The organism is Bradyrhizobium betae (assembly GCF_008932115.1).
In the GTDB taxonomy this organism is placed as follows: domain Bacteria; phylum Pseudomonadota; class Alphaproteobacteria; order Rhizobiales; family Xanthobacteraceae; genus Bradyrhizobium; species Bradyrhizobium betae.
Map to the genome: position 1 here is coordinate 4,346,185 of NZ_CP044543.1, position 25,936 is coordinate 4,372,120.

General features: G+C 64.5%; 22 protein-coding genes. 19 read left to right on the plus strand and 3 right to left on the minus strand.

Features of this window, described 5'->3' with window-relative positions; all coding sequences use genetic code 11:
- The first annotated feature begins 75 nt into the window (after window positions 1-75).
- The 5 genes from F8237_RS20680 (at window position 76) to F8237_RS36405 (ending at window position 2,744) form a co-directional block, all read left to right on the plus strand.
- Window positions 76-480 carry a YciI family protein gene (locus F8237_RS20680; RefSeq protein WP_151647435.1) on the plus strand — a complete coding sequence of 135 codons (405 nt, stop codon included), beginning with the start codon at window positions 76-78 and terminating at the stop codon, window positions 478-480.
- Between the two features lie 60 nt (window positions 481-540).
- Complete coding sequence (locus F8237_RS20685) at window positions 541-906, plus strand: YciI family protein (protein WP_151647437.1); 366 nt, start codon at window positions 541-543, stop codon at window positions 904-906.
- Between the two features lie 137 nt (window positions 907-1,043).
- A complete protein-coding gene (locus tag F8237_RS20690; RefSeq protein WP_151647439.1) occupies window positions 1,044-1,784 on the plus strand; it encodes a TetR/AcrR family transcriptional regulator in 741 nt (246 codons plus the stop codon).
- Window positions 1,785-1,904: 120 nt separating this feature from the next.
- Window positions 1,905-2,390 (plus strand): DUF2852 domain-containing protein, encoded by a 486-nt coding sequence (locus tag F8237_RS20695; protein ID WP_151647440.1) that lies wholly within the window; start codon window positions 1,905-1,907, stop codon window positions 2,388-2,390.
- Window positions 2,391-2,576: 186 nt separating this feature from the next.
- Window positions 2,577-2,744 (plus strand): hypothetical protein, encoded by a 168-nt coding sequence (locus tag F8237_RS36405; protein ID WP_151647442.1) that lies wholly within the window; start codon window positions 2,577-2,579, stop codon window positions 2,742-2,744.
- Window positions 2,745-2,800: 56 nt separating this feature from the next.
- Here the strand turns inward: F8237_RS36405 and F8237_RS20705 are convergent, their stop codons facing one another.
- Complete coding sequence (locus tag F8237_RS20705) at window positions 2,801-3,964, minus strand: acyl-CoA desaturase (protein WP_151647444.1); 1,164 nt, start codon at window positions 3,962-3,964, stop codon at window positions 2,801-2,803.
- A 315-nt stretch (window positions 3,965-4,279) separates the two neighbouring features.
- Here F8237_RS20705 and F8237_RS20710 point away from each other — a divergent pair, with 315 nt between their 5' ends.
- The 14 genes from F8237_RS20710 (at window position 4,280) to F8237_RS20780 (ending at window position 24,190) form a co-directional block, all read left to right on the plus strand.
- Window positions 4,280-5,047: a serine acetyltransferase domain-containing protein gene (locus tag F8237_RS20710; protein WP_151647446.1), complete on the plus strand. Its 768-nt coding sequence runs from the start codon at window positions 4,280-4,282 to the stop codon at window positions 5,045-5,047.
- A 302-nt stretch (window positions 5,048-5,349) separates the two neighbouring features.
- Complete coding sequence (tolQ, locus tag F8237_RS20715) at window positions 5,350-6,066, plus strand: protein TolQ (RefSeq protein WP_014439795.1); 717 nt, start codon at window positions 5,350-5,352, stop codon at window positions 6,064-6,066.
- Between the two features lie 145 nt (window positions 6,067-6,211).
- Window positions 6,212-6,661, plus strand: coding sequence for a protein TolR (gene tolR / locus F8237_RS20725; protein WP_151647448.1), 450 nt, complete (start codon window positions 6,212-6,214; stop codon window positions 6,659-6,661).
- Window positions 6,662-6,665: 4 nt separating this feature from the next.
- Complete coding sequence (locus F8237_RS20730) at window positions 6,666-7,625, plus strand: protein TolA (protein ID WP_151647450.1); 960 nt, start codon at window positions 6,666-6,668, stop codon at window positions 7,623-7,625.
- 41 nt (window positions 7,626-7,666) lie between these two features.
- Window positions 7,667-9,010: a Tol-Pal system beta propeller repeat protein TolB gene (tolB, locus tag F8237_RS20735; protein ID WP_162006389.1), complete on the plus strand. Its 1,344-nt coding sequence runs from the start codon at window positions 7,667-7,669 to the stop codon at window positions 9,008-9,010.
- Between the two features lie 251 nt (window positions 9,011-9,261).
- Window positions 9,262-11,595, plus strand: coding sequence for a putative bifunctional diguanylate cyclase/phosphodiesterase (locus F8237_RS20740; protein WP_151647454.1), 2,334 nt, complete (start codon window positions 9,262-9,264; stop codon window positions 11,593-11,595).
- Window positions 11,596-11,788: 193 nt separating this feature from the next.
- Complete coding sequence (locus F8237_RS20745) at window positions 11,789-12,514, plus strand: N-acyl amino acid synthase FeeM domain-containing protein (protein WP_151647456.1); 726 nt, start codon at window positions 11,789-11,791, stop codon at window positions 12,512-12,514.
- Window positions 12,515-12,810: 296 nt separating this feature from the next.
- Window positions 12,811-13,299 (plus strand): peptidoglycan-associated lipoprotein Pal, encoded by a 489-nt coding sequence (pal, locus tag F8237_RS20750; protein ID WP_151647458.1) that lies wholly within the window; start codon window positions 12,811-12,813, stop codon window positions 13,297-13,299.
- Window positions 13,300-13,487: 188 nt separating this feature from the next.
- A complete protein-coding gene (ybgF, locus tag F8237_RS20755) occupies window positions 13,488-14,534 on the plus strand; it encodes a tol-pal system protein YbgF (protein ID WP_162006147.1) in 1,047 nt (348 codons plus the stop codon).
- A gap of 64 nt (window positions 14,535-14,598) precedes the next feature.
- Window positions 14,599-15,669 carry a tRNA lysidine(34) synthetase TilS gene (gene tilS, locus F8237_RS20760; protein ID WP_151647462.1) on the plus strand — a complete coding sequence of 357 codons (1,071 nt, stop codon included), beginning with the start codon at window positions 14,599-14,601 and terminating at the stop codon, window positions 15,667-15,669.
- A gap of 290 nt (window positions 15,670-15,959) precedes the next feature.
- The gene (gene ftsH / locus F8237_RS20765; RefSeq protein ID WP_151647464.1) at window positions 15,960-17,882 is read left to right on the plus strand and encodes an ATP-dependent zinc metalloprotease FtsH; all 1,923 of its coding nucleotides are present in this window, start codon (window positions 15,960-15,962) and stop codon (window positions 17,880-17,882) included.
- A 434-nt stretch (window positions 17,883-18,316) separates the two neighbouring features.
- A complete protein-coding gene (locus tag F8237_RS20770) occupies window positions 18,317-20,599 on the plus strand; it encodes a CHASE3 domain-containing protein (protein WP_151647466.1) in 2,283 nt (760 codons plus the stop codon).
- Window positions 20,600-20,839: 240 nt separating this feature from the next.
- Window positions 20,840-22,618, plus strand: coding sequence for a DUF6798 domain-containing protein (locus F8237_RS20775; RefSeq protein ID WP_151647468.1), 1,779 nt, complete (start codon window positions 20,840-20,842; stop codon window positions 22,616-22,618).
- Window positions 22,619-22,684: 66 nt separating this feature from the next.
- Window positions 22,685-24,190, plus strand: coding sequence for a hypothetical protein (locus F8237_RS20780; RefSeq protein WP_244625935.1), 1,506 nt, complete (start codon window positions 22,685-22,687; stop codon window positions 24,188-24,190).
- 1 nt (window position 24,191) lies between these two features.
- On the opposite strand, the gene F8237_RS20785 is transcribed toward F8237_RS20780, so the two are convergent.
- Window positions 24,192-24,875, minus strand: a complete 684-nt coding sequence (locus F8237_RS20785; protein ID WP_162006148.1) for a class I SAM-dependent methyltransferase — start codon at window positions 24,873-24,875, stop codon at window positions 24,192-24,194.
- 8 nt (window positions 24,876-24,883) lie between these two features.
- On the minus strand, window positions 24,884-25,879 hold the full coding sequence (locus tag F8237_RS20790) for a glycosyltransferase family 2 protein (RefSeq protein WP_151647472.1): 996 nt from the start codon (window positions 25,877-25,879) through the stop codon (window positions 24,884-24,886).
- Between the last annotated feature and the right edge of the window lie 57 nt (window positions 25,880-25,936).

Consider the following 25,936-nt stretch of genomic DNA (forward strand, 5'->3'; position numbering starts at 1 on the left):
TCTTACAGGGGCACCGTCGCCATTCCGGTCCTCCGCCTCGCGCGCCCCGGAATGACGAAGCAAGAGGAACTCTCCATGCGTTTCATGATGCTGATGATCCCGCTCGGCTACGAGACCGCGCCGCCGGACGTCCAGCTCGATCCCGATCGCGTCGCCGCGATGATGCGCTACAACGAAGCGCTGAGGGATGCCGGCGTCCTGATCACACTCGACGGCCTGCACCCGCCTTCGATGGGCGCGCGCGTCTCGTTTGCGACCGGCGAGCCGGTCGTGACCGATGGCCCCTTCACCGAGGCCAAGGAAGTCCTGGGCGGCTACTGGATGATCGAGGTGACCTCGCGCGCAGAGGCAATCGCCTGGGCCAAGGAATGCCCGGCCGCCGCCAACGAGCTGATCGAGATCCGCCAGGTGCAGGAGATGGCCGACTTTTCGCCGGAGGTGCAGGCCGCCGCTGTCGGTTTCGCCGACCTGAAGAAGTAGCCAAAGCGGCCGCATAGGCATGCGCGGCTGTCGTCAATCATCAATCAAGGGAGAAAACCGATGAGCACCGAACACAAATTCCTCGCCGTTTATCTCGGCAGCATGACCGGCCTGAAAATGGCCGCCTGGCAGGCACTGCCCGAGGCCGAACGCAAGGCTAGGGAGCAGGAGGGCCTGGCTGCCTGGCACGGCTGGGTCGAAAAGCACAAGGCCGCCATCGTCGAGCTGGGCGGCCCGCTCGGCAAGACCCGGAAGATCGACGCCGGCGGCGTGACCGAAATCAGCAATGCGCTGACCGGGTTTACGGTGGTGCGCGCGGCCTCGCAGGAAGCCGCCGCGGAGCTGTTCAAGAACCATCCGCACTTTGCGATCTTCCCGGGCGAGTCGATCGAAGTCATGCCGGTGTTGCCGATCCCGGGCCGGTAGCCTTCTACGGTCATTCCGGGGCGGTCCGCAGGACCGAACCCGGAATCTCGATATTCCGGGTTCGACCTGCGCGTCGCCCCGGAATGACGAGTGAGGGCTAGTGACCTTCACCCCCGGCTCATGTAAAGGTCGTTCACATGAGCTGGCGCAAGGACCAGGGCCGCGCCGAGCGCGGCTATCACCACGGCAATCTGAAGGAAGCCCTGTTGCAGGCCGCCCTCGGGCTGATCGCCGAGAAGGGCGCGGCCGGGTTCACGTTCGCCGATGCTGCGCGCATGGCCGGCGTCAGCGCGGCGGCGCCCTACCGGCATTTCCGCGACCGTGAGGAGTTGCTGTCCTCGATCGCGCAGCGCGGTTTCGAGCAGTTCGAAGCGCGGCTGACCGCGGCCTGGGACGACGGCCGGCCCGACACCGTCACCGCGTTCGAGCGCGTCGGCCGAGCCTATCTGGCCTTCGCCCGCGAGGAGCCGGCCTTCTACAATGCGATGTTCGAGTCGGGCCTGCCGGTCGATGCCAATCCGGCGCTGCAGGCCGCAAGCGAGCGCGCTTTCAACATCATCCGCGCCGCCGCCGAGCGCCTCGCGGCGCTGGCGCCGCCCGGCATGCCGCGGCCGCCGGCCATGATGATGGCGCTGCACATCTGGTCGATGGCGCATGGCGTGGCCTCCCTGTTCTCGCGCGGGGACGCCGCGCGGCGGAAGCTGCCGATGTCCCCGGATGAGCTGTTGGAGGCGGAGGTGCTGATCTATCTGCGCGGCCTCGGCTTCCCGACCGACCGCCGTCCGGCTGCGAAAAGCGCCGAGCCGCCGCCGGTGCCACCGGAGGCATCCTCCGGTTCTGGCGTGCCGCCCGGCGGTCCCTGGGGCAAGCCGAAATAAAATTGCGCAAATAATTCGACCGCACCGTCAGGCGGCCAGCTTGACAAAATGACGGGATGGTCTAGCTATGTAAATGTTATTTACATTCACAACGGCGCTGGTGCCGTGATGGAGATGGAGATGGCCTACACCGCTGATGTCAATCGATGGCGCGGTACTTCGGAACAACACTACGAGCGGCCCCGCATGCTCGAGACGCCTTGGCATCCCGGCTGGATCGCCGTGACCATCCTCGGCTTCATCCTCTGGTGGCCGATCGGACTTGCCCTTCTCTTTTTCACACTCGGGAGCAGAAGAATGTCGTGCTGGAGCAATCAGGACCGCTGGCAGAACAAGATGGAGCGGATGCAGTACAAGATGGACCGCATGCGCGGCCGCATGGAGCGCCGTGGTTTCGGCTTCGGCTTCGGGCCGCCCTCGAGCGGCAACCGCGCCTTCGACGAATACCGCACTGAAACGCTGCAGCGGCTCGAGGAGGAGCAGGTCGAGTTCAAGAACTTCCTCGACCGTCTGCGTCACGCCAAGGACAAGGAAGAGTTCGACCAGTTCATGGCCCAGCACAAGACGCGTCCGACTCCGCCGCCGACCGACCAGCCGCAAGGCTGATCCGGACGCCGACCCTCTCAAAGCCTTCAGGCGCATGCCCCCAAAGTCCTGATGGCCCCGAGCCGCCCGCCTGCGCAACCCGCAGGTGGGCGGTTTGGTTTTGGAGGACATGAGAACCATCTGCCGACGATCCGACACCAAGACTTGCGGCGTTCGCCGCGCCCCTGATGTTGGACGACGTGGATCATGGATCTCTGGACCCGCCTGCTGCTAGTCGTGACCGCGGTCGCGGTGCTGGGCTATATCAGCCTGGTCTATGGCAGCTGTGCGTTCGATCCCGACTGCCATTTTCGCCTTTGTGCCGGCGGACATTCGCTGTGCGGCGTCGATCATACGCATGTGCCGAGCCGATAGAAGCCGATCCGCGCAGGTGAGAACCGTTCTGCCAGCGCCTGCCGCGCTCGCCTCCGTCAGCTCGCCGTGGCGAGCTGCGCGCGGACCGATGCCAGGAAATATTCGTAGGCGTGGTCGACGATCTCGTTGAGCGATCGCGTTCGCGCGAACATCGCCCTGGCCTCGGCGAGAAACTCCTCGCGGGTCGGAATCTTCGGAAGATGCAGATGTGTCAGCGCATCGACGCCTTCATGGGCGCGATTGAGGATGTCGTGCAGCGTCGGCAACTGCATCTGGGCGAGGTCGGCCCGGCGCCGTGCCGACGAAATCGCGTGCGCGAGAGTCTGCGCATCGAACCGCGCGGCAAGATCGCGCGCCGCCCGGTTGATGACGCGCGCGCCGAGCGGCTGCTCGTTGCGCAGCACCGCCTCGGGCGGCGCCTTCATGTTCCAGACGATGCCGCACCAGGACAGGACCGTCAGGATGTAATAGGTCACGTCGATTTCCCACCAGCGGAAGCCTTGCCGCACGCTGCTCTGGTAGGCGTGGTGATTGTTGTGCCAGCCCTCACCCAGGGTGAACAACGCCAGCAGCCAGTTGTTGCGGGAATCGTCGCCCGTCACGTACCGCTTGCGTCCATGCACATGAGCGAGCGAATTGATGCAGAAGGTCGCGTGATAGACCAGCACCGTGCTCCACAGGAAGCCGACGACCAGGCCAGACCACCCCGCGATGAGGAAGCAGAGCGCCGCAAGCAAAAAGGCGGGCAGCAGCTCCAGCCGATGCAACCACATCAGCTCCGGATAGACAGCGAGATCGCCGACTTTCACGAGGTCGGTCGCGTCGTGCTCCCGGTAGAAAATCCAGCCGACATGGCTGTACAGGAAGCCGCGCTGACGTGGCGAATGCACGTCCAGTTCGGTATCGGAATGCAGATGATGGTGCCGATGCTTGGCCGCCCACCACAACACGCTCTTCTGCGCGGTGCTCTGCGCGAGGCAGGCCAGGATGAACTGAAACACCCGGCCCGTCGCATAAGCCTTGTGCGAGAAATAGCGGTGGTAACCTGCTCCGATTGCGAACATGCGCACGACATACAGCGAACCGCAGATCGCGACGGCCTGCCAGGTGACGCCTGACCAGATGGCTGCAAAGCAGCCGAGATGGACCAGCACGAACGGTATTGCGGAGGGGTACATGACGTCGTCGTGCTGGTCGTCGGCGGGCGCGTTGGGCAACATGTCTTGGCGTGACCTTGGGTGAGGGGTATCCGGGATTCGTTGCGGCGGCGCCGAAGGCCGCCGGGTACGAAAAACCCGCGGATGGCGGACCACCGCGGGGGACTCGAACGGGATGCTTTGCCTGAACATCCCCGGCCGGAGCAGAGTCGGCCTGAACTTCGCCGGACTATATGGTTGTGGAAGCCTGGCATGCAAGCTCGTAGCCTCACGGGGAGCTGCGGCAAGTTGCTCGGGAGACCATGCGCACAGCCGGTCCGGCGTGGCGCACGGGCGGCACGCCGCCTATAGTCAACACGCGAGAAGAAAGAGGCGGCGATGATGGCGGCTGCGACCTCGGCGAACGACAGTCTCTGGCAGCAGATACGCGGCGAGGCGCAACGTGCGATGGTCGCCGACCCTGTCTTTGGCAAATCGCTTGCCGATACAGTCCTCGTCCATGACGATTTTGCTGCCGCCCTGGCCGATCTGATCGGGCGCAGACTTGGCGGCTCCGCAGCGGATCGAGCGCGCTTCACGGCCTTTGCCCTCGACGCCTTCAGTGACTCGCCGGACCTGATCGAGACAGCCGGCCGCGACTTGCTGGCGATCGCGATCCACGATCCCGCCATCGCCGAGCTGTTGCCGCCACTGCTGCATTTCAAGGGTTATGTCGCGCTGCAGGCCTGGCGCGTCTCGAACTGGCTCTGGCATCGCGGCCATGTCGATGCCGCGCTGTTGTTTCAGAACGAGTCGTCCAACCTGCTGCAGGTCAGCATTCATCCCGCCGCCGGTATCGGCGCGTCGGTCTATCTCGACCACGCCACGGGTATCGTGATCGGCGCGAATGTGGTCATCGGCGAGGGGACCACCATCCTCCAGAATGTCAGCATCGGCCGCAGCAGCGAACTGCCGGCGCGCCCGCCCCGCATCGGCAGCAGCGTCTATATCGGCGCGGGTGCGGCGATTCTCGGCGATATCAGCATCGGCGATTTCGCCAAGGTCGGTGCCGGCACGGTCGTGACCTCAGACGTGCCGGCCGGCTGCACGGCGGTCGGCAATCCCGCGCGGCTGACCAATTGCCCCGAGCCCGCCCCGGCGGCCTGACCCAACCGCCCGCGCTGCCTACCTTTCCGCCAGCCAAATTCGCCTGCGGTAACCCCGCATTAACCATCGCCGGGCTCTGGTATTTGCGGACAATCGCGCCCAAAGCTGCGGTCAAGGCCCATAGTTTTGACATCTTGGCAGGGAATGCAGACGGCCGGCTTTGGACGAGCCCCTGCACTCCAGAAAAACAAGGCTTTGAGCGGGCTTGCCGGCCGCGCCGGTACTTAGCGCGGCTGTTGGGAAACCGGCGGCATTCGCTGCTACGGAACATCGGTAACGATCGCCTTGAGAGGATACTGCTTATGAACCCGGCCGAAATGGCTCAGTCCGCCCTTCCGGTTGCCGCCTCCGCGGACGTGTCGCTGATCGCGCTGTTCTGGCAGGCTCACTGGATCGTGAAAGGGGTCATGCTGGGGCTTCTCGGCTGCTCGGTCTGGGTCTGGGCAATCGCCATCGACAAGATCTTCCTGTTTGCCCGCACCCGCCGCTCGATGGACCGTTTCGAGCAGGCCTTCTGGTCGGGCGAGTCGATCGAGGAGCTCTATCGCACCCTCTCGGCCAAGCCGACGCATTCGATGGCGGCCTGCTTCGTCGCGGCGATGCGCGAGTGGAAGCGCTCGTTTGAGAACCAGGCGCGCTCGGTCGCCGGCCTTCAGATGCGCATCGACAAGGTGATGAACGTTTCGATCGCCCGCGAGGTCGAGCGGCTGGAGCGCCGCCTGCTGGTGCTGGCGACGGTCGGCTCCGCCGGCCCCTTCGTCGGCCTGTTCGGTACGGTCTGGGGCATCATGTCGAGCTTCCAGTCGATCGCGGCGTCGAAAAATACCTCTTTGGCGGTGGTGGCTCCCGGCATCGCGGAGGCGCTGTTTGCAACCGCCGTCGGCCTTATCGCCGCCATTCCTGCCACTATCTTCTACAATAAGTTCACATCCGAGGTGAACCGGCAGGCCCAGCGGCTCGAAGGGTTCGCCGACGAATTTTCAGCCATTCTGTCGCGTCAGATCGACGAGCGGGGTTGACGGACGGCATGTATGGAGCGTTTTCAAGCGAAGTGGATACCGGTTCGCGTGAAGAAAGCGCGTCAAGACAAGAGTCTAGAGCCCCGTTCCGATTTCATCGGAACGGAATTGGCTCTACTGTGAAGGGCAATTTGGGCACGCGATCATGGCGATGAACGTTGCGAGTTCGTCCGGAGGCGGCGGGCGCCGTGGCCGGCGCAAGCCGGTCGTGGCCGAGATCAACGTCACGCCGATGGTCGACGTGATGCTGGTGCTGCTCATCATCTTCATGGTGTCGGCGCCGATGTTGACGGTCGGCGTGCCGCTCGACCTGCCGCAGACCCAGGCCAAGAGCCTCGAAAACAACGACCAGAAGCCGATCCAGATGTCGGTCGACATCAAGGGCAAGGTGTTCATCAACGATTCCGAGATCGCGATCAGCGAGCTGATCCCCAAGCTCAAGGCGATCACGGAGGCGCGCGGCGGGCTCGAGGAGCGCATCTATCTGCGCGCCGACAAGAAGGCGGATTACGGAACGGTAGCCAAGGTCATGGGCCTGTTGTCCGGCGCGGGCTTCAAGAAGCTGGCGCTCGTCACCGAGGCGGATCAGGGGTAAACCGGTGAAGGTGAACGTCGACAAGACACTCGTTGCGTCGATTGCCCTCCACGTCCTCGTGCTTGGATGGGGATTGTTCACCTTTAGCAGCAAGGCCTACGTGCCGGCCGAAGAGTCGCTCCCGGTCGACATCATCTCCTCCGACCAGCTCGCCAAGATGATGTCGGGGCAGAAGACCGGCAAGAAGGAAGAGCCGAAGCCCAAGGTCGAGAAGATCGCCGAGGCCAAGCCCGAAGAGGACGCCGTCGGCAAGGTCACCGAGAAGAAAGAGCTGATCAAGACCAACTCGACGCCCGAGCCGCCGCCGAAACCCGTCGAGAAGCCGGTCGAGAAGAAGCCCGAGCCGCCGAAGCCTGTTGCCGAGGCGAAGCCGAAGGAAGAGCCGAAGCCGCCGGAAAAGAAGCCTGATCCGGCCAAGGAAGATCCGATCGCCGAGCTGCAGAAGAAGCTCGACACCAAGAAGCCGCCGCCCAAGCCCGTGGAGCAGAAGGTCGCGGCGGTGCAGCCGCAGCAGCAGCCCAAGCCTAAGGAGCGCAGCTTCGATCCCGCGCAGATCCAGCGCGACCTCGACAAGCGCGCTGCGACCCGGCACGAGCTCTCCGGCTCGGCGCTGAATGCCTCGGCTGCGCTGGGAACGACGAGCGGGACGGCCGCCAATAACGTCGCGACGTGGCGGGGCGCGTTCACGAGCGCGGTCCGGCGCTGCTTCACACCCACTTACAACGGGCAGGACGCCGATCAGTACGAGGCTGACATCGACATTCCGATGCAGATCGACGGCTCGCTTGCATCCGAGCCGATCATCGTCGCGGTGCGAGGCCCATCGAGGTCGATTGCCCAGGCCGTGGCCGAGAGCGCCAAGCGCGCCATCGTGCAATGTCAGGTCTATTCGTTCATGCCCAGGCAGCAATACGAAGGCTGGAAGAAGATCGAAATGACCTTCGGCCTGAAAGACATGTTGTGACATCCGAACAAAAGAAATTTGCGATGAATGACGTCCGATCGATGAACCGCCGCCGCTTTCTGACCCTGAGTGGATCGACGCTTGCAATGCTCGGAGGCGGGCCCGCCTTGGCCCAGGCCCAGGGGCGGCTTCGCATCGATCCCACGGAGTTTCGGCCGATCCCGATCGCGATCTCCAACTTCGTGCCGGGCTCGCCCGCCGACGGCGACGTCAGCAACGGCGTCACCCAGGTCATCACCAACAATCTGAAGCGGTCGGGCCTGTTCGCGCCGATCGATCAGGCCGCCTTCATCGAGCGCATCAGCAACATCGACGTCGCGCCGCAATTCCAGAACTGGAAGACTCTCAACGCCCAGGCGCTGGTCACCGGCCGCATGACGCGGCAGCAGGACGGCCGGCTCAAGGCCGAATTCCGCCTCTGGGACGTCATCACCGGCCAGCAGCTCACCGGCCAGCAATATTTCACCTCGCCGGAATATTGGCGCCGCATCGCCCACATCATCTCCGATCAGATCTATGAGCAGATGACCGGCGAGAAGGGCTATTTCGACAGCCGCGTCGTGTTCGTCGACGAGACCGGGCCGAAGGAGCGCCGCGTCAAGCGGCTCGCGATGATGGACCAAGACGGCGCCAATGTGCGTTACCTGACCCGCGGCTCCGATCTCGTGCTGACGCCGCGCTTCTCGCCGAACTCGCAAGAGATCACCTACATGGAGTTCGGGCAGGGCGACCCGAAGGTCTATCTCTTCAACATCGAGACCGGCCAGCGCGAGATCGTCGGCAACTTCCCCGGCATGACCTTCGCGCCACGCTTCTCGCCGGACGGCCAGCGCGTCATCATGAGCCTGCAGCAGGGCGGCAATTCCAACCTGTTCGTGATGGATTTGCGCTCGCGATCGACCACGCGCCTCACCGACACGCCGGCGATCGACACGTCTCCTTCTTACTCTCCGGATGGCACCCGCATCTGCTTCGAATCCGATCGCGGTGGCAGGTCGCAGATCTACGTGATGTCGGCGGGCGGTGGAGCTGCGCAGCGCATCTCCTTCTCCAAGGACGACACCAACGCCACCTATTCGACGCCGGTGTGGTCGCCGCGCGGCGACTACATCGCCTTCACCAGACAGGGCGGCGGGCAATTCTCGATCGGCGTCATGAAGCCGGACGGCAGCGGCGAGCGGCTCCTCACCTCCGGCTACCACAATGAAGGTCCGACCTTCTCGCCGAACGGCCGCGTGCTGATGTTCTTCCGCGATCCCGGCGGTGCCGGCGGTCCCTCGCTGTTCTCCGTCGACATCTCCGGCCGCAACGAGCTCAAGGTGCCGACGCCGGGCTTCGCCTCCGACCCGGCCTGGTCGCCGCTGTTGTCCTCCACGCCGGGATAGCGACATCCGGCCTGAACGTCGCGCGCTTGGACGCGCGATGTTTTCGAAAAACATGCAGAATTTTTCGGGTTTGGTGCGGGAGGCAAGCTTTCCTTCACCTTGTGCCCGGCAACGCTTGCCTAGTTGCTTGATATTTCAGCAGAAACAGGTTCGCTATTGCCGAAAAACAACTCGACTTTAACGATGTTCCCTCAGAAAGGCTTCATCTGGTCTGGGTAAAAGTACGCGCCAAACAGGACGCGTAACAGCCGATGCAACTGGCCGACCAGAAGCAGAGCGATCGAGACGAGCTGGAGCCGATACTCTACGCCGCTCTCGTCAACTCTATGGTGCAGAATTTCTGGGCGATCTTCCTTGGCTCGGCCTCGGCGGCCGTGGCCGCGGTCATGACTGCGTTGAAGACCGGCGACGTCCGGCTGTGGCCGATCGCGTTCGCACTCATCGCTGTCGGCACCGGACGCGCGTTCCAGATGCGGCGCTATGAGAACCGCGCGCACGGGTTGTCGTTCGAAGAGGCGAGGCACCTGGAGCCGCGCTACTGGATCGGCGCGCTGATCTATGCCGCCGTGCTTGGCCTGTGGGCCTTTGTCGTCATCTATCTCAACGAGGATGCGGTTGCCGACATGCTCTGTGTCGCGATCGGCATCGGCTACACCGCCGGCGGCGCCGCCCGCAACTATGGCCGGCCGCGGCTGATCCAGTGGCACGTCGCGCTCGCCTGCGGGCCGATGTCGATCGCCCTGATGCTGCACGGCGGCTTCTATCACATCGGCCTTGCCGTCCTGCTGATGTTCTTCTTCATCGGCATGAAGAACATCAACCTCAGCCTGCATGCGATCTTCGTCAAGGCGCTGACGTCGAGCTTCCGGGAATCCGCGCTGGCGAGCCAGTTCGATACCGCGCTGAACAACATGCCGCACGGCCTGTGCATGTTTCGCGCCGACGGACGTCTCGCGGTGATGAACCACCGCTTCGGTGAGCTGATGGCCTTGCCGGAGGACCTGGTCAAGCGAGGTGCCACCGCCGCCGATATCGTGTCTGCCTGCGTCGCCGCGGGCTCCATCTCGGCGGAGAGCGGCAAACAGATCATGGCCGAGATCGAGCATGGGCGGATCCGCGAGATCGTCACCGCCGATCCGGATTCCTCTCGCGGCCGCACGCTGGCCTGGACGTTCCAGCCGATGGCCCGCGGCGGCACCGTGCTGCTGCTTGAAGACATCACCGAACGTACCAACGCCGAAGCCCGGATCAGTCATCTCGCCCGCTACGACGAGTTGACCGCGCTGCCCAACCGCGTTTCCTTCCGCGACGAGATCGGGCGGCTGCTGGCGAACGCCCACCATGCCGAGCGCCTCTCCGCATTGCTGTTCGTCGACCTCGACCAGTTCAAGCAGGTCAACGACACGCTCGGTCATCCCTGCGGCGACCAGCTTCTGTGCGCGGTCGCCAACCGCCTGCGCGAGATGCTCCGGTCCGAGGATTTCGTCGCCCGCTTCGGTGGCGACGAGTTCGTCGTGTTCCAGCAGAACATCAGCGCGGCCGAAGACGCCGCGAGCCTCGCCCGTCGCATCGTCGAGCGGCTCAGCGAGCGCTACCGCATCGACAATCATCTGGTCGAGATCGGCGCCAGCGTCGGCATCGCGCTGACCTCGCCGGATGGCGCCGTCAGCGCCGACACCCTGCTCAAGAACGCCGACATGGCGCTCTACCGCGCCAAGGCCGACGGCCGTGGCACCTTCTGCTTCTTCCGCGACGAGATGGCGGCGACCGTCGAGGCCCGCCGCATCCTCGAGCTCGACCTGCGCAAGGCGCTCGCCAACGAGGAGTTCGAGCTGTTCTACCAGCCGCTCGTCAACCTCAAGACCGGCAAGATCACCACTTGCGAGGCACTGCTGCGCTGGAATCATCCGGTGCGCGGTACGGTCTCGCCGGTCGACATCATTCCGGTCGCCGAGGACATGGGCCTGATCGTCGATCTCGGCCGCTGGATCCTGCGCCGCGCCTGCATGGAATGCATGAACTGGCCGGACGGCGTCAGCGTCGCCGTCAACTTCTCGCCGCAGCAATTCCACCAGCGCGACGTGCTCAGCGAAATCCGCTACGCACTCGAGGTCTCCGGCCTCCCGGCCCATCGCCTCGAGATCGAGATCACCGAATCCTCGCTGCTGCGTAACACCCAGCTCACCCATGACATCCTGTCGCAACTGCATGCGTTGGGCGTGCGCATCTCGCTGGACGATTTCGGCACCGGCTATTCGAGCCTCAGCTATCTCCACAATTTCCCGATGCAGAAGGTCAAGATCGACCGCTCTTTCCTCGAGGGCATCGACACCGACCGGCCGCTGACGCTGCTGCGCGGCGTCGCGCGCCTGTCCGCCGACCTCGGCATGGCGGTCGTGGTCGAGGGCATCGAGACCAACGAGCAGCTCGAGCTGATCAGCGCCGACGGCACCGTCTCGGAGGCGCAGGGCTATTTGTTCAGCCGTCCGGTGCCTGCGGTGCGTATGCGCCAGCTCCTCAACGCCTCGCATGGACGGCGTGGGGACAGCCTGCTCCAGGTCGTCGTCTCGCGCTCCTTTGCCTGACGCGACATCGGAAAACTTCCCGTCATTTCAGACTGTTGCTGGCGCTACGTAGTGCTACGGAGGTTAACCCTAACCGTTCGATTGCTTTGCATACTTGTTAAGAAGGTGTTAATAAATGATCACGCCCGCGCAAGTTGTCCTGTGCGAATTGCCTTGAGACCGGCGCATCGTGAGTGGTGGGTAAGGAGTTGGAATGCAGTCCTCAGCCAGATCTGTCATTTCGGCTGTTGGACGTGGAGCGGAGCTCCTGACCGACGTCGATTACCATCTCGCGGAAACGGCCGCGGAGAAGGAAGAGATCTACAACCTCCGCTACCGCGCCTATCTGCGTGAGGGCGCCGTCAAGGAATCCCCGGAAGCCCGGGTCACCGACCACTACGACGAACTGCCGAACGCCTGGACCTTCGGCGTCTACCTCCGTGGCCAGCTCTGCAGCTCGGTGCGCATCAGCGTGCTGACCTCGGAGTGGCGCGAGTCCACTTCGGCCGATGTCTTCCCGGAGATCCTGATGCCGCGGCTGGATCGCGGGGAGGTCATGATCGATCCGACACGTTTCGTTGCCGATCCGGACCAGGTGAAGCGGGTTCCGGAATTGCCCTATCTGACCACTCGGCTCGCCTACATGGCGTGCGAGCATTTCAATGCCGATCTCGGCCTTGCCATCGTGCGTTCCGAGCACCAGGCGTTTTACCGCCGGGTGTTCCTGCATGAGACCATTGCCGAGCCACGGCTCGTTCCGGGGCTCACCAAGTCGTTTGGCCTGATGGCGGCGGACTTCCCGACCTTCCGCAAGAAGGTATTCGAGCGCTATCCGATCATGCGATCCACTGCCTTCGAGCGGCGGATGCTGTTCGGGCGGGGTGGCCAGCGCCAGGTCCCGCAGCGGCCTGTGCTGGTGGCGGACGCCGCTCACGTTTAAAGTCCGCGCCGGCGTGGTCACGGGCCGGGCCCCATGCCTTTCGGCCGCAACTCCCGTCGCAGCGCATCACACCGTGGGCTAAAATTCCGGCAAAACCGGCGTCGTTGCCGGCGATCGCGGCTTGCCTTCACCCTCGCGCCACATTTACAACCCATTAACCATGGCGGGTGCTTTTCGCTGGTTGGGGGCATTTGACCGGCTGGAGCAAGGTTCCGTCAAGGTTGACGGAACGTTCGCTTAACCAACCCCCTGTAGACCCGATGGCAGTGGACGAACGTGAGCGTGGAGGCTCCGGAATGAAATACCCTATGCGCATCCTCCAGGGATTGAAGCTGGCTGCGGTGGTCGCAATCGCGCTGTCGATGGGCGCCTGCGCCAACAAGAATGCTGCGACGGATGCGATGGCCAACGCGGCGACGCCGGGCAGCCAGCAGGACTTCGTCGTCAACGTGGGTGACCGCGTGTTCTTCGAGAGCGACCAGACCGATCTGACCCCGCAGGCGATCGTGACCCTGGAGAAGCAGGCGCAGTGGCTGCAGAGCTACCCGCGCTACTCCTTCACCATCGAAGGTCATGCCGACGAGCGCGGCACCCGCGAATACAACATCGCGCTCGGCGCCCGCCGCGCCCAGTCGGTGCGTTCGTTCCTCGCCTCGCGCGGCATCGATCCGAACCGCATGCGCACGATCTCCTACGGCAAGGAGCGGCCGGTCGCCGTCTGTAACGACATCTCCTGCTGGTCGCAGAACCGTCGCGCCGTGACCGTGCTGAACGCGAGCTCCTGAGACTTCAGTCAGGCACCGTTCATCTTCAGAAACCGATCATGCCGGCGCCCTCTCGGGCGCCGGTTTCGTTTCAGCAATCTGTGACCGAAACCCCGTGGTGCCAGTCACATTTTTGGCGTAGTGCCTTTCAAAGTGTGGCGCGCCGCATGTTCCGTCGCAGATCATTTCGTTTTCGTCGTCAGGGCAAGATGTCATCCAGATCCAAGGTCTTTTCCGGCACCGTGGCGATCGCCGCGCTTCTCTCGATGGGCTCGCCTTCTTTCGCTCAGTCGGACGATGACCCGGAGATGCGGATCGAGCGGCTGGAGAACCAGCTGCGCCAGCTCACCGGTCAGAACGAAGAGCTGCAATATCGCAACCGTCAGCTCGAAGAGCGGCTGCGGGCGGTCGAGGGCGGCGCGCAAGGCGCGGCGCCCGGACAGGCGCCGGCGCAGCCCAATGTCGCCGCGATGCCGCCTGCTCAGGTCGCGCCGTCCTACCGTCAGCAGCAGCCTGCCCAGCCGAACTACGAGCAGCCCCAGATCGCGGCTCCCGCGCCGATCGTTCAGGAGCAGCCGGCGCCCGGTGCCCCCGGTAGCCGTCGCCGCGGCGATGCCTTTGATCCGGGCCAGAATCCGAGTGCGCCCGGCGCGCCGCGCGCGCTCGGCGGCGGACAGCAGCCGATGCCGGCAGGTCCCCAGGTCGGCGCGCCCGGCGGCCGCAACGCCGGCGAGCCGCTCGATCTCGGCAACACCGGTGGTCGCTATCCGCAGGCCGCAGCGCCTGCCCAGCCGGCCTATCCGCCGGCTCAGCCTGGCTATCCCGCGCCGGCCGGAGGCGCCGGCCCTGGCCTGACCACGCTGCCGCCCTCGGCAACGCCGCGCGACGAGTTCGACCTCGGCATCGGCTACATGCAGCGCAAGGACTATGCGCTCGCCGAGCAGACCATGAAGAATTTCGCGCAGAAATACCCTGGCGACCCGCTGCTCGGGGACGCGCAATACTGGCTCGGCGAGAGCTACTTCCAGCGCCAGCAATATCGCGACTCCGCGGAAGCCTTCCTCGCCGTCACCACCAAATACGACAAATCGGCCAAGGCGCCGGATGCCCTGCTGCGGCTCGGCCAGTCGCTGGCCGCGCTGAAGGAGAAGGAGGCCGCCTGCGCCGCCTTCGGCGAGGTTGGCCGCAAATTTCCGCGCGCCTCCGCCGGCGTCAAGGCTGCGGTCGATCGCGAGCAGAAGCGGGTGAAGTGCTGATCCGCTGACAAGGCGGATCAGTTTGCGCTAAACAGTCGGTCCATCCGCGGACGATTGCAGCGTCATGTCAGACGACGACAATTCGCCGATCTCGGCGCGCGCGGCGAAGCAACTCTTCGCCGAGCTCAAGGGCTCACCGGCACTGGTGCTCGCGGTCTCCGGCGGGCCGGACTCGGTCGCGCTGATGTGGCTCGCCGCGCGCTGGCGGCGCAGCCTTTCGCGCGGCCCGCACCTCACCGTCGTCACCGTCGATCACGGCCTGCGGCCGGAAGCGGCCCGCGAGGCGCGCGAGGTCAAGCGCCTGGCAACGGAGCTCGGCCTGACCCACCAGACGCTGCGCTGGCGCGGTGTGAAGCCGACGACGGGACTGCCGGCGGCCGCGCGCGAGGCGCGCTACCGCCTGCTCGCGCAGGCCGCGCGCAAGGCCGGCGCGAGCCATGTGCTGACCGCCCATACCCGCGACGACCAGGCCGAGACCCTGTTGATGCGCCTCGTTCGTGGCAGCGGACTTGCCGGGCTGTCGGCGATGGCGCGCCGCACCGAGCGCCACGGCATCGTCCTGGCGCGCCCGCTGCTCGATGTGCCGAAGTCGCAGCTCGTCGCGACCTTGAAGCGCGCGAAGATCGGCTTTGCCGACGATCCCACCAATCGCGACACCGCCTTCACCCGGCCGCGGCTGCGCGCGCTGCTGCCGCAGCTCGCAACCGAAGGCGGCGATGCCCGCACGCTGGCGCGGCTCGCGGTGCGGCTGGCGCGCGCCAATGCGGCGGTCGAGGTGCTGGTCGATGGCGCCGAGCGCTTCCTCCAGCTCCGGGCGCGCGGCGATGCGCCGCAGGCGGGCAGTCGGAGCTATGAAGCATCTGCGTTTGCCGCCCTGCCGGAGGAGGTTCGGCTGCGGCTTCTGCTGCGGGCCGTCAATGCCCTGGGACATGAGGGGCCGGCGGAACTCGGCAAGGTCGAGACCCTCATGGCCGCGCTCGATGAGGCCATCGCCGCAAGGTCCCCTGCAGTCGCAACTGGCCGTGCGATCCTGAAGCAGACCCTTGCGGGAGCCTTGATCAGCTTAACCGGGGGGCGTATCCACGTCGCGCCGGCGCCGGCCCGACGGTCCAAGGGGACTTACGAGGGGACCTGAACGGCAGATGAGGGCGGACCATGACACCGGCCGTTTCCGCCATGCGCCGTCAGGACACCTTAACCAGGCAGGAAAAACCCCGGATCAGCCGCCATTATTTCAGCGGGAATCGCTCTAAGATGGGCTAAATAGTCCCATCTCGTTCCCTTGGCAGCGACCGGGGCGGCACCTAGATTGTATGCGTCCAACCGAGAGGATTCCTTTGGGATTTCCTCGCGCTGCCCAAGTAGATGACCAAGTAAACGACGAAGGATCAGGGCCGCGATCCGCGCGACCACGAAGGAAGATCGATGAACGCCAATCTGCGCAATTTCGCCCTCTGGGTCATCATTGTCCTGCTGCTGTTGGCGTTGTTCACGCTCTTCCAGAACCCGGGTCAGCGCGCGTCCTCGCAGGACATCGCCTTCTCCCAGCTCCTGAGCGAAGTTGACCGCGGCAATGTGCGCGACGTCGTGATCCAGGGGCCGGACATCCACGGCACCTTCACCAACGGCTCGAGCTTCCAGACCTATGCGCCGAACGACCCGACGCTGGTCAAGCGCCTCTATGACAGCAAGGTGCAGATCAGCGCGAAGCCGCCCGGCGACAACGTGCCGTGGTTCGTCTCGCTGCTGGTTTCCTGGCTGCCCTTCATCGCGCTGATCGGCGTCTGGATCTTCCTGTCGCGGCAGATGCAGGGCGGCGCCGGCAAGGCGATGGGCTTCGGCAAGTCGCGCGCTAAGATGCTGACGGAAGCGCATGGCCGCGTCACCTTCGAGGACGTCGCCGGCGTCGACGAAGCCAAGCAGGACCTGCAGGAGATCGTCGAATTCCTGCGCGACCCCGGCAAATTCCAGCGCCTCGGCGGCCGCATTCCGCGCGGCGTGCTGCTGGTCGGCCCTCCCGGCACCGGCAAGACCCTGATCGCGCGTGCGGTCGCGGGCGAAGCCAACGTGCCGTTCTTCACCATTTCGGGTTCTGACTTCGTCGAAATGTTCGTCGGTGTCGGCGCGAGCCGCGTCCGCGACATGTTCGAGCAGGCCAAGAAGAACGCGCCCTGCATCATCTTCATCGACGAAATCGACGCGGTCGGTCGTCATCGTGGCGCCGGTCTCGGCGGCGGCAATGACGAGCGCGAGCAGACGCTGAACCAGCTGCTGGTCGAGATGGACGGCTTCGAGGCCAACGAGGGCGTGATCCTGATCGCGGCGACCAACCGTCCCGACGTACTCGATCCCGCGCTGCTGCGTCCCGGCCGCTTCGACCGCCAGGTCGTGGTGCCCAATCCCGACGTCGTCGGCCGCGAGCAGATCCTCAAGGTTCACGTCCGCAAGGTGCCGCTGGCCCCCGATATCAACCTCAAGACCATCGCGCGCGGCACCCCGGGCTTCTCCGGCGCCGACCTGATGAACCTTGTCAACGAAGCCGCCCTGACCGCCGCCCGCCGCAACAAGCGGATGGTGACGCAGGCCGAGTTCGAAGAGGCCAAGGACAAGGTGATGATGGGCGCCGAGCGCAAGTCGCTCGTCATGACCGAGGAAGAGAAGCTGCTGACGGCCTATCACGAGGGCGGTCACGCCATCGTCGGCCTCAACGTCGTCGCGACCGATCCGATCCACAAGGCGACCATCATTCCGCGCGGCCGTGCGCTGGGCATGGTCATGCAACTGCCCGAGCGCGACAAGCTGTCGATGTCTCTGGAGCAGATGACCTCGCGCCTCGCCATCATGATGGGCGGCCGCGTCGCCGAGGAGCTGATCTTCGGCCGCGAGAAGGTGACCTCGGGTGCGTCCTCCGACATCGAGCAGGCCACGCGCCTCGCCCGGATGATGGTGACGCGCTGGGGCCTGTCCGAGGCGCTCGGCACCGTCTCCTACGGCGAAAACCAGGACGAGGTTTTCCTCGGCATGTCGGTGTCGCGCACCCAGAACGCGTCGGAAGCGACGGTCCAGAAGATCGATACCGAGATCCGGCGTTTCGTCGAAGAGGGCTACAACGAAGCGACGCGCATTCTCACCGAGAAGCGCGCCGATCTGGAAGCCCTCGCCAAGGGCCTGCTCGAGTTCGAGACGCTGTCCGGCGACGAGATCGTCGATCTGCTCAAGGGCAAGAAGCCGAACCGCGAGTCCGTGCTCGAGCCGACCACGCCGCGCGCCTCCGCCGTGCCCCCGGCCGGCAAGTCGCGCCCGCGGCCCGATCCGGATCCCGGCCTGGAGCCGCAGCCGCAGGCGTAACGAGAAGCAGTTCATCGAATTGAAAAACGCGGCGGAAACGCCGCGTTTTTTGTTGGCTTGCACCCGGCTCTAGCGTCCCGGACGCAGCGCGTCCGGGACACGAGAGCACGCGCGCGCTTTGCCCCCTACGACGCGCTGGAAATAGCCCCCTTCGCCGCCCACCAGTCCGCGCCCTCTGCAATAAATGATTGAACCGCAGGGCATATGCACGGCTTTGGGCAGATAGACCGCTGATTTGGCTTCATACTGCATCGCAAGCGAATCGATCTCGCCATCAGGCCGGCTGGGGTCACTGAACGTATTCCTATTGTGGAAAATGAGCCGATGCCGGTTCGGAACGCGGTCGTCACCGATGCGATGACAGGCTCAGGAGGGATCCTTCGATCTCGTCAGCCGGCCGTCGTTGGCAGGACAGGCCTGCCCGGGGCTCCGCGATGCGCGCATTGAGTAAGGCGCTGCGAGCGCGGGGCTTTGTCCTTGTCGTCGGCCTGACCAGCCTGCTCGTCATCAGCGCGGCGGCGATCGGCATGGACGTCAAGGCGCGCGCCGATGCGGCCTGGGTCAGCCATACGCTTGACGTGCTCAAGCGCGTGTCGGACGCGCGCCTCATCCTGCGTCGTGCCGAAAGCGCCGCGCGCGGCTACGCGCTGAGCGGTGACGACGATTTTGCCCGGGATTTCCATGACGACAGTGCCGCGCTGCCGAAGGCCCTGTCGGAGCTCAAGGCGGCGGTTGGCGACAACGAAACCCAGCGCAAGCTGCTCGACGGCCTCGAACCCGTGCTGGCCCGGCGGATCGCGCTCCTCGCCGACACCGTTCGGTTTCGCCAGGCTGGCGATTCCGCGGGTATTGCGGCGCTGGTTTCGCGCCGCGAGGGACGGGCGGCGATGGACGAGATCGCATCCACGTTCGATGAGTTCACCGCCGCGGAGCAGCGCCTGCTCGAACAACGCTCGGCGCGGTCCCGGCTGAGCGCCAGGCTGCTGCTCGGCGCTGAGCTGATGTGCCTGCTGATGATACTCGTGCTCGCCGCATTGCTCATCCGGGGGAACTATCTCTCGACCAGGGCGCTGGCCCGATCGCTGTCGGCCATGAGAGCAGCCAAACGCACGCTCGAGGCGGAGGTCGTTGCGCACGACGCGCAGATCGGGGCGGCGCGTGAGCAGGTGCGCCAGTCGACCTCGGTGCTGGAAAACACATTCAACAGTATCGCCGAAGCGGTGCTGGTGATCGACACCAGGGGGGACGTCCTCCTGACCAATCCCGCCGCGCAGGAACTGCTGGGATACCGCCCGGGCATGGCGGTCGGCGACATCTGGAAGGTCAACAGCTTCTGCGAGCCCGGGACCACGACCCCGCTCAAGCTCGAAGACCGGCCCTCGACACGCGCATTGCTTGGCCTGTCGTTCGACCGCAGGGAAATCCTGATTCGTCCCGTGAACGGCGGCAAGCCGATTCTCGTGAGGGTGAGCGGCCGGCCGCTTCGCGACACCAGCGGTGCGATCAGCGGTGCATCGATCGTCTTTCACGACATCACCGATATCCATGAAACGGAGTTGCAGCTCCAGCAGGCGCAGAAGCTGGATGCGGTCGGCAAACTGACCGGCGGCGTCGCGCACGATTTCAACAACATGCTGACCGTGATCACGGGCACCATCGAGATCCTCAAGGACGACGTGAGGGACAAGCCGGACGCGCTGGCTGTCGCCGAGCTCATCGACCAGGCTGCCGACCGTTGCACCGATTTGATCCGCCATCTGCTCGCCTTTGCGCGCAAGCAGCCACTACGCCCGCGCAACGTCGACATCAACGCCGCGATCGCCGACATCGCCAAGCTGCTGCGCCCCACGATCGGCGAGCAGATCCAGATCAACGCCATTCTCGATGACCAGGTCGAAGCCGTTCACATCGACGCCTCGCAACTGGCCAACTCGCTGGTCAACATGGCGATCAACGCGCGGGATGCGATGCCGGGCGGCGGCAAGCTGCTGCTGGAAACGCGCAACATCGTGCTCGACGAAGCCTATGCGCAGATCAACCCCGGCGTCGTCGTGGGCCCCTACGTCCTGGTTGCCATCAGCGACACCGGTGCGGGCATGGCGCCGGAGGTCCTCGAGCAGGCCTTCGACCCGTTCTTCACCACCAAGGGCCCCGGCAAGGGCACCGGGCTCAGCATGGTCTACGGCTTCGTCAAGCAGTCGGGAGGGCATATCAAGATCTACAGCGAGGCGGGTCACGGTACGACGATCAAGCTTTATCTGCCGCCGGCACGCGCCGCGGAGCAAGCTGCCGGCATGCAGTCGCAGCAAGCAAGGGGCGGTACGGAAACGATTCTTGTCGTCGAGGACGACGATCTCGTGCGCGATTTCGTCATCGGACAATTGCGCAGCCTCGGCTACACCACGATCGGCGTCGCCAATGCGAACGAGGCGTTGTCCTGCATCGAGGCCGGGATCTCGTTCGACCTCCTGTTCACGGATGTCATCATGCCCGGTATGAACGGTCAGAAGTTTACCGTCGAGGTCGAACGGCTTCGACCGGGAACCAGGGTGCTCTACACGTCGGGCTACACGGACAACGCGGTCGTGCATAACGGTCGCCTCGACGAAGGCGTCCTGCTGCTCTCGAAGCCCTATCGGAAGTTGGAGCTGGCGCAGATGGTTCGTGTCGCGCTCGGCGATTCCGGCGTCGCCGGGATCTCGGCTGCGGCCGGCTAGCGGATATCTGTCACGCCACGTCCTCGTGTCGACGGCGTTGCCGCCTTGGAACCTGCCATCGACCCGGCGCCTCCAATTCCCGGACGCCGATTAATCCGCCATTAGCGTTTGCGGGGTAGTCCTGCAGGCGTGTGTCCTGATCGCTCCGCGGGCCTGGGCCAGCCGGACGCTCGAAAGCAGGCGGCAGACACGACGCTTAACCGAGGCTGATCCGCAGCCGTCACTTCCTCCGGCACCCCGATGGTGGACGTCAACGTCACCTCTGACATGGTCGGCCGCGGTCGCGCCGCCAGCATCCCGAATGCCTGGGCAGAGACCGGCCTGATTGCCGTGTTCGCGTCGGCAATATCCGTGCTGCGGACGGGATTTGTCTTCGGACTGACCAACAACATCAATTATCTGCCGATCGTCGCCGGTCTCTACAATGAGCCGCAGTATCATGACGACGGGTTTATCCAGTCGTTGCGCTATTTCGCGTCCGGCCTCTGGCTGATGTTGAGCGGCACCGAGAAATATTTCGACAACGTTCCGTTGCTGTTCTTCGTTCTGTTCTGCCTCTCCCGGCTTCTCAGCTTTGTCGGCTTCCTGTGCTGCGCGTCTCTGCTCGGGGTGACGGAACGACGCGACAAGATCATCTTCAGTCTGATCGTCTGCTTCATCGCGTTTCTTGACGGCTACAGCTATGCCGGCTCCGGCGGCCTGTTCATCAACTACTTCAGCCATTCGGAGATAGCGAATGGCGTGGCGCTTCTGGCGATCTACTTTGCCGCGCGAGGCCACTACACGGCAGCAGTCGTCGCTGCGGGCATAATATTCTTCATCAATGCCTTCTTCGCGGTCTGGCTCGTGCTGCCGTTGATGCTGATCGGGATCTGTCACCTGTCGCAGCGGAAAGCGACGATCGGTCAAATCTCTTCGCGCGTGCTGATCGGCCTCATCCTGTGCTCGCCGCTTGTGCTTGTTGTGGTCAACGGATTTCTCGCAAATCCGGAGTTTGGCCGTCCGTCCAGCCTCGACCTTGCGAGTTTCCTTCGCGAGTATTACCCAGGCCACGTGCTGATCGATACGATTTCGTTCGGCGACATCGCGAGGCTCCTGGGCGTTACCCTGATCGGAGCGCTTGCGCTGTTCTGGCCGAGGCAGGCCGCTGCTCCCGAATTGCGGGCAGCCTATTTGGGCGCAATTCTGATCTATCTGATCGGCATCGTCGTTCCGTTCGTGACCCGGTCGTCGCTGATGCTCAACCTTCATCTGCTGCGATCGAGCACGGTCATTCACCTGCTTGCCGCCCTGGCGATCGCGGCGTTGGCGACGAACTGGTTGCGGCGCGACAAGGAGGCGGTTTTCCTTCCGGCCTGTCTTATCGTGCTGTTCTTGACCCTCGACGGCTGGGCCGGTCTGGGTTTGGTCGCGGCCGTCTTGACGTTTACTCTTCTAGCGATGGAGCCGAGACCGGTCCCATCCTATCAGCGTGCCGTGGGCTATCTGGTGCTTGCCTCTGCTGTTTGCATCGCAGGTCCTCTCGCGATCCGGTCCGGCCTCGACTTCCAACGAATCTGCAGTGAGGCGGTCGCAGAGTGGACCGAAATTGGCAAGTGGGCGCGCAACAGCACGCCATTGACCGCAACATTCCTCATTCCAAGAAGGCCGGAAGTCGACGGTCGAGCCGAAGTGAGCGTCGCCGATATGGCGCTCGATCACCAGGGCGTGTTTGAATTCGTATCACATCGCCGCATCTGGGTCGATTTCAAGCGTGGCGGATCCGTGGTGTTGACGCCTTCGTATTATCCGACCTGGCGAAGCCGGTTGACGGATGTCGAGGGCTTGAATTCGCTGGCGGAGCGAATGGCTTATGCATCGCGCAATGGCATCGGCTATGTCATCGATATCTGTCAGAGCCCGGAAGCGCCGAACGGTGAGATCTATCGAACGAAGCGGCTCTGCGTATTTTCGGTGAACGCAAACGGATCTGCGGCAGGGAAGCACGCGCCGCCGTCGACGGAGCGATTTGCCGGTTGAACCATCGAAGGCTCCCGCTCGGAATCCGACGCGAGCGGCTCACGCCAACGGGCGTGGTCAGCCCGCATGGGCAAATGGACAAACGTTAAAGAAGAACTTAACGCTTGCGCCCTAATTTGGCCCGCCATGACTGACCAGGCCGTCCTCAGCGCGGTTCAACCGCTTTCGGCACGTGCAGCACTCCCGTGGCTGGTGGGCCTCGGCGTCTATGCTCTGTTGCTGATCGCTGCGCCGCGGCTGCTCGGTGATCCCGACAGCTATTCTCACATCGAGGTCGGGCGCTGGATCATGGCGCACGGCGCCCTGCCGGCGACCGACCCATTCTCCTTCTCGATGCACGGCGCGCACTGGATCACCTTCGAATGGCTCTCGGAGGTGATCTACGCCGCAGCCTTCGCGCTGTCCGGCTGGCCAGGCGTCGTCGTTGTGGCCGCCGCGGCGATAGCGCTCGCCTTCGGCTTGTTCACGTTCTTTCTGCTGCGCGAGCTTTCGCCAACTCTGACGCTTCTCATGGTGATCGTGGCGGTCATCTTGTTGGCGCCGCATATGCTGGCACGGCCCCACGTGCTCGTACTGCCGGTGATGGTGGCCTGGGCAGGGGCCCTGGTGCGCCGCATGGATCGTGGGGGGCCTCCGCCGTATTGGGCGCTGCCGCTCCTGGTTCTGTGGGCCAATCTGCACGGCAGCGTGGTGCTGGCGCTTGGGCTGATCGGCCCGGCGGTGCTCGAGACACTGCTGCGTGAAAGGCGAGGCGAATGGCCCCGCGTGATCCTGCGGTGGCTGCCATTCACGGCGCTCGCGGTCGCAGCATCCTGCCTGACGCCCTATGGGCCGCAACCGCTGCTGATGCCGCTGACGACACTCGGTCTTGGCCCCGCACTCGCCTGGATCTCGGAGTGGCGGTCGCAGGATTTCAGTCACATCGGTGGCTTCGAGTTGCTGCTGCTGGCTGGCATCTTTGCGCTCACGCGCGGTCTGACGTTGCCGGTCGTGCGGGCCTTGGTGGTGATCGGCTTGCTGCATTTCGCGCTGGCGCAAATACGCAATGCGGATCTGCTGGGCATGCTGGCGCCGCTTTATCTGGCGGCCCCGCTGGGTCGGAAGTTCGGCGGACCGTCCGCGGACGATGCGCCGATCCCGGCGCGCGGCCCGAATCTGGCCGGGATCGGTGTGTTGATCGCGATGAGCGGGATGGCCTTGGCGCGCGACGTGCGGCCGGCTGCGATCATCACCCCGGAGGCTGCCATCGCTCAAGCCGACCTCGCCAGGACGGGGTCCGTGCTCAACGATTATTCGTTCGGCGGCTATTTGATCTTCGCCGGCATTCCCACCTTCATCGATGGTCGCGGCGAACTGTACGGGGGACCGTTCATCGACCGCTACAATCGTGCCGTGGCGCTGGTCGACCTCGGCGATTTTCTCAAGCTGCTCGATGAATACAAAATCGGCGCGACGCTATTCGCGCCGCAGACGCCGGCGATCGCGATGCTCGACCGGCTGCCGCAGTGGCAGCGCGTCTACAGCGACGATGTGGCGGTCGTGCACAAGCGGCGAGATGGCTCGCCAAGATAGGTCAAGCGGTCCCAAAAGCGGCGTATTGGCCGCCGAGCGGCACGCCGCCCAGAGCGTCTTCGAGGCGCCGGGCCGGCTTGGTGTCCCAGGGCAGCAGCAGGAAATGGCGCGCGCCGATCTCGCGCAAGCCGCCGGCAGACATCAACTTCCGGGTCGTGCCGGCACCGAGCAGGACGGCGTCCCGGTCGAACTCGCAGCGCGATACGGCAAGGCGTGTCAGCGGGTTGTACGGATTGTGCTCGATCACGCAGACCAGTCCCCCGGGGCGCGTGACGCGCCGCATCTCGGCGACGAACTGCGCCCATTCGCCCGGCACGACGTGGTGTATCACGCAGATGGCCGTGACCAGGTCGAAGCTGGAATTGGCGAAAGGAAAAGTGCGTCCGTCAAACTCGCGGTAGTCGACCGCAGCGTTGTCGGCACGCGCCTGTGCGAGGCTCGCCGACGACACGTCGATACCGCTCAAGCTTCCGACCATGCCGTGCAGCAGGGGATGAAGGCTGCCCACGCCGCAGCCGACGTCCAGCATGTCGGGCTTGTCCGTGTCCAACCGCTGCGCGATCAGGTCGCGCAGCAGGTCGGCTTTCGCGCGCATGAAAAAATCATGCGGCAAGCCGGAAAAGTCGATCGATGATTGGACCACGTCACGGTAGTTGTCGTGATATCCGTCGAAGAGTTCTGTCATGCGCCGGGTCACTCGTTGACGGCGTGGATCGCCGGTGCCGCCGCTGCTACGTCGCGATCGAAGCCAGCGCGTGCCTGCACGACATAAAGCGGACGGCGTTTCACCTCGGCGTGGATGCGGCCGACATAGAGCCCCACGATGCCCGTCATCAGCATGTTCATTCCACACAGCAGGGACACGACGACGATTGTCGAGGACCAGCCGGTCACGAGATGACTGTCCTGGCCAATCCACAACAGGATCACCCAGCCACCATAGAGGAGTGCGAGTCCCGAGACCGTCAATCCGCACCAGATGGCGAGCCGCAGGGGCAGATCGGAGAAGCCAAGCGCGGCGTTCATCGCCAGCCGGACCATCTTCAACAGCGGGTATTTGGTTTCGCCCGCTGCGCGCTCGAGACGGTGGAAGGCGACTTCGGTCTGCCGGAAGCCGAGCCAGGCGATCATGCCGCGCACGAAACGATCCTGCTCGGGCATCTGCCGAAGCGCGTCGAGCACCTTGCGATCGATCAGGCGGAAGTCGCCGACGTCGGCGGGGATGCCGACGGAGGACATCTTGCCGAGAAGCCGGTAGAACACATGGGCGGTCGCACGTTTGAAACGGCTTTCGCCATCGCGCGACAGGCGGCGGGCGTGGACGATGTCGTTGCCTTCCTGCCATTTTGCGATCAATTGCTCGATCACTTCGGGCGGATCCTGCAAATCGGCATCCATCACGATGATCGCGTCACCTTGCGCGGCGTCCATGCCGGCGGTGATGGCGACCTGATGACCGAAATTTCGCGACAAGCCGATATAGCGAAAGCGCGGGTCGCGCGTGGCGAGTGCCTTCAGCACGATCGAGCCGGAATCGCTGCTGCCGTCGTCCACGAAGATCGCTTCCGCTGGCCCGTCGAGCCGGGACAAGACCAGGTCCAGCCGGCGCAACAGGACCGGCAACACGGCTTCCTCGTTGAACACGGGGATGACGAGACTGTAACGGATCGATCCGGGATTGGCCGCCATGCGAGAGATTCCAACTCGGTGCAAGGGCGGAAGCCTAGCCCTTAGTGGTTAAGGTGG